Source organism: Acinetobacter sp. YH12137, assembly GCF_013418535.1.
GTDB lineage: Bacteria > Pseudomonadota > Gammaproteobacteria > Pseudomonadales > Moraxellaceae > Acinetobacter.
The window spans coordinates 1-3,416 of record NZ_VPBW01000072.1; the positions used below are offsets into that span (position 1 = coordinate 1).

General features: G+C 45.6%; 4 protein-coding genes. All 4 read left to right on the forward strand.

Annotation, left to right across the window (positions count from 1 at the left end; genetic code table 11):
* Positions 1 to 146: 146 nt before the first annotated feature.
* The 4 genes from FTU72_RS15970 to FTU72_RS15985 all read left to right on the forward strand — a co-directional run bounded on the left by FTU72_RS15970 (position 147) and on the right by FTU72_RS15985 (position 3,202).
* Positions 147 to 740: a tyrosine-type recombinase/integrase gene (locus FTU72_RS15970; protein WP_205779272.1), complete on the forward strand. Its 594-nt coding sequence runs from the start codon at positions 147 to 149 to the stop codon at positions 738 to 740.
* A 189-nt stretch (positions 741 to 929) separates the two neighbouring features.
* Entirely contained in the window at positions 930 to 2,096 is a 1,167-nt protein-coding gene (locus tag FTU72_RS15975) for a tetracycline-inactivating monooxygenase Tet(X3) (RefSeq protein WP_024160783.1), read from the forward strand.
* Between the two features lie 147 nt (positions 2,097 to 2,243).
* Entirely contained in the window at positions 2,244 to 2,981 is a 738-nt protein-coding gene (locus FTU72_RS15980; protein ID WP_001366550.1) for a recombinase family protein, read from the forward strand.
* Complete coding sequence (locus FTU72_RS15985; RefSeq protein WP_000743213.1) at positions 2,978 to 3,202, forward strand: hypothetical protein; 225 nt, start codon at positions 2,978 to 2,980, stop codon at positions 3,200 to 3,202. Before FTU72_RS15980 ends, FTU72_RS15985 begins: the two co-directional genes overlap by 4 nt.
* The last annotated feature ends 214 nt before the right edge of the window (positions 3,203 to 3,416 follow it).

Here is a 3,416-nt window from a genome sequence, read left to right on the forward strand (position 1 = left end):
GCCAGGCCTCAGCATTTTATTATGGTGATCCCCTGGGCGAAATGCGCCTGGTAAGCAGAGTTTTTGAAATGTAAGGCCTTTGAATAAGACAAAAGGCTGCCTCATCGCTAACTTTGCAACAGTGCCAGTTTTATTACGAACGTGTTTTGGGTGGACAACGGAAAACATATTTCATCGAAAGACCAAAAAAAGAAAAAACACTTCCTGTTGTGATGAGTGAAGAAGAAACCATTCGGGTACTACGCGCTATTGAAAACGTGAAACACAAGGCTATTCTGATGACTATTTATTCGGCAGGTTTGCGCATTTCTGAATGTATAAACCTGAAAATAAAAGACATTGACTCCAAGCGCATGCAAATTCGTATAGAACAGTCAAAAGGAAAAAGAGATCGTTATACCATTTTATCTGAGAAAACATTAATTATTTTAAGAACATACTTTATGGAATATAAACCAAAAGATTATTTATTTGAAGGTCAAAAAGGTGGCGCATACTCAAGCCGAAGTATTCAAAACATTTTTAAAGCAGCTGTTTTAAAAGCAAAGATTCAAAAGGAAGTTACTGTACATACCTTACGACATAGCTTTGCAACGCATTTGCTTGAGAATGGTACGAGTTTACGTTATATTCAATCGTTGTTAGGTCATTCAAGCAGTAAAACAACTGAGGTTTATACACATATTACCACCAAGGGAATGGAACAATTAAAAAGTCCGATGGATTTGTTAGATATATAGAAAGGATTTGTATATTTGAGCAAAACTTAACAAAAAGCACTATGAATATAAATCCTTTTGAGAGAGTAGAAACGAACGGTAAACGGTTGAAAACGGATTTGTCACTGATAATGAAAGGTTTAGCAAAATAAGATATAGTGGATATATACGCCATTTGGCGTATAGCCACTTGTTATGTGCCATTTTTGAATGACAATGCGAATAGATACAGACAAACAAATGAATTTACTTAGTGATAAGAACGTTGCAATAATTGGTGGTGGACCCGTTGGACTGACTATGGCAAAATTATTACAGCAAAACGGCATAGACGTTTCAGTTTACGAAAGAGACAACGACCGAGAGGCAAGAATTTTTGGTGGAACCCTTGACCTACACAAAGGTTCAGGTCAGGAAGCAATGAAAAAAGCGGGATTGTTACAAACTTATTATGACTTAGCCTTACCAATGGGTGTAAATATTGCTGATGAAAAAGGCAATATTTTATCCACAAAAAATGTAAAGCCCGAAAATCGATTTGACAATCCTGAAATAAACAGAAATGACTTAAGGGCTATCTTGTTGAATAGTTTAGAAAACGACACGGTTATTTGGGATAGAAAACTTGTTATGCTTGAACCTGGTAAGAAGAAGTGGACACTAACTTTTGAGAATAAACCGAGTGAAACAGCAGATTTGGTTATTCTTGCCAATGGTGGAATGTCGAAAATAAGGAGCTTTGTTACCGACACGCAAGTTGAAGAAACCGGTACTTTCAACATCCAAGCTGATATTCTTCAACCGGAAATAAACTGTCCCGGATTTTTTCAGCTATGCAACGGCAACCGATTAATGGCGGGACATCAGGGCATTTTATTGTTTGCCAATCCCAATAATAATGGTGCATTGTATTTAGGAATTAGTTTTAAAACGCCCGATGAATGGAAAAATAAAATTCCCTTAGATTTTCAGGACAGAAACAGCGTTGCCGATTTTTTATTGAAAAGATTTTCCAAATGGAGTGAAGTTTACAAACAATTAATACGTTCGGTATCAACATTTCAATGCTTGCCCACAAGGAAATTTCCTTTGAACAATGATTGGAAAAGTAACCGTCCATTACCCATAACAATGATTGGCGATGCTGCTCATTTGATGTCGCCTTTTGCAGGACAGGGTGTAAATACGGGATTATTGGATGCTTTGATATTGTCTGAAAACCTTACAAACGGAGAATTTACAAGTATTGAAAATGCCATCGAAAACTACGAACAACAAATGTTTGTTTATGCAAAAGATACGCAGGACGAATCGACAGAAAACGAAACCGAAATGTTTAGTCCCAATTTTTCGTTTCAAAAATTATTGAATCTATAAACAGTAAGAAAAAACGGCTACTAACAAGCAGTTTTGCAATAGTGGGCAGAAGTGCAAAATTGAACTTGTGTGCTTCTATCAACTTTTGTACATTAGCTGCCAGTTTAAGATGGGTGCATTTGAGTATGCCCAAAGGAGCCCGCAAGTATGCGCAGGACGAAGCCAGTAGCCGCGCCGATGGTGGCGCGGGTCTATCTGCGCGTCAGCACCGACGCGCAGGACTTGGAACGCCAAGAGGCGATCACTACGGCCGCGAAGGCCGCCGGCTACTACGTCGCCGGCATCTACCGTGAGAAGGCATCCGGCGCACGCGCCGACCGGCCTGAGCTGCTGCGCATGATCGGCGACCTACAGCCCGGCGAGGTGGTCATTGCCGAGAAGATCGACCGCATCAGCCGCCTACCTTTGCCCGAGGCCGAGCGCCTGGTGGCCTCGATACAGGCCAAAGGCGCACGCCTGGCCGTCCCTGGCGTGGTCGATCTATCCGACCTGGCGGCCGAGGCCCAGGGCGTCGCCAAGATCGTGCTGGAAGCCGTGCAGATCATGCTTTTTCGCCTGGCCTTGCAGATGGCCCGCGACGACTACGAGGACAGGCGCGAACGCCAGCGCCAAGGCATTGAGTTGGCCCGCCAGGCCGGGCGGTACAAGGGCCGCCGTGCTGATCCGAAGCGCCGCGCCCAAGTTGTCGCGCTGCGCAAGTCCGGCTACAGCATCAACAAGACCGCCGAGCTGGCCGGGTACAGTGCGGCCCAGGTGAAACGGATATGGGCCGAGGTCAGCCAGGCCGAAGCGAAGCAGCACGGCGCGTTCGTGGAGGACGCATTGACGGAAGCCGATGCCCTGGCCGCTGTCGGCCAGGATGAGCGCCAGGAGGAAAGGGCATGAAGAAGCCGAACCAAGACGACGAGCCGTTTTTCATCACCGAGGAGATTGCGGCCGAAATGATCGCCGGCGGCTATGAGTTCGAGCTGCCGCCCATTCCTTGCACCATCCGCCTACGCGACGTGCTGGAGCGCATGACCGATGCTGAGCTAGCATTGCAGCCGGGCGAGATCGCCGACCAGGAGCGTGAACGCTGCCGGCGCAAGCCGTGTTCAACCTCATGATCTGGTCATGGTATTTTTCATGGCACTGAGCCTGATAGTTCTTGCAAATTGTTGTCACTAAAGGGTTTTGTGTGCTTGTTTACAATCGAGTGGGAGTGACGGGCACTGGCTGGCAATGTCTAGCAACGGCAGGCATTTCGGCTGAGGGTAAAAGAACTTTCCGCTAAGCGATAGACTGTATGTAAACACAGTATTGCAAGGACGCGGAACATGC

What these genes read in the sequence shown, in the direction of transcription:
- FTU72_RS15985 (WP_000743213.1), top strand. Translation starts at nt 2,978, where the DNA reads ATGAAGAAGCCGAACCAAGACGACGAGCCGTTTTTCATCACCGAGGAG.
- FTU72_RS15975 (WP_024160783.1), top strand. Translation starts at nt 930, where the DNA reads ATGACAATGCGAATAGATACAGACAAACAAATGAATTTACTTAGTGAT.
- FTU72_RS15980 (WP_001366550.1), top strand. Translation starts at nt 2,244, where the DNA reads ATGCGCAGGACGAAGCCAGTAGCCGCGCCGATGGTGGCGCGGGTCTAT.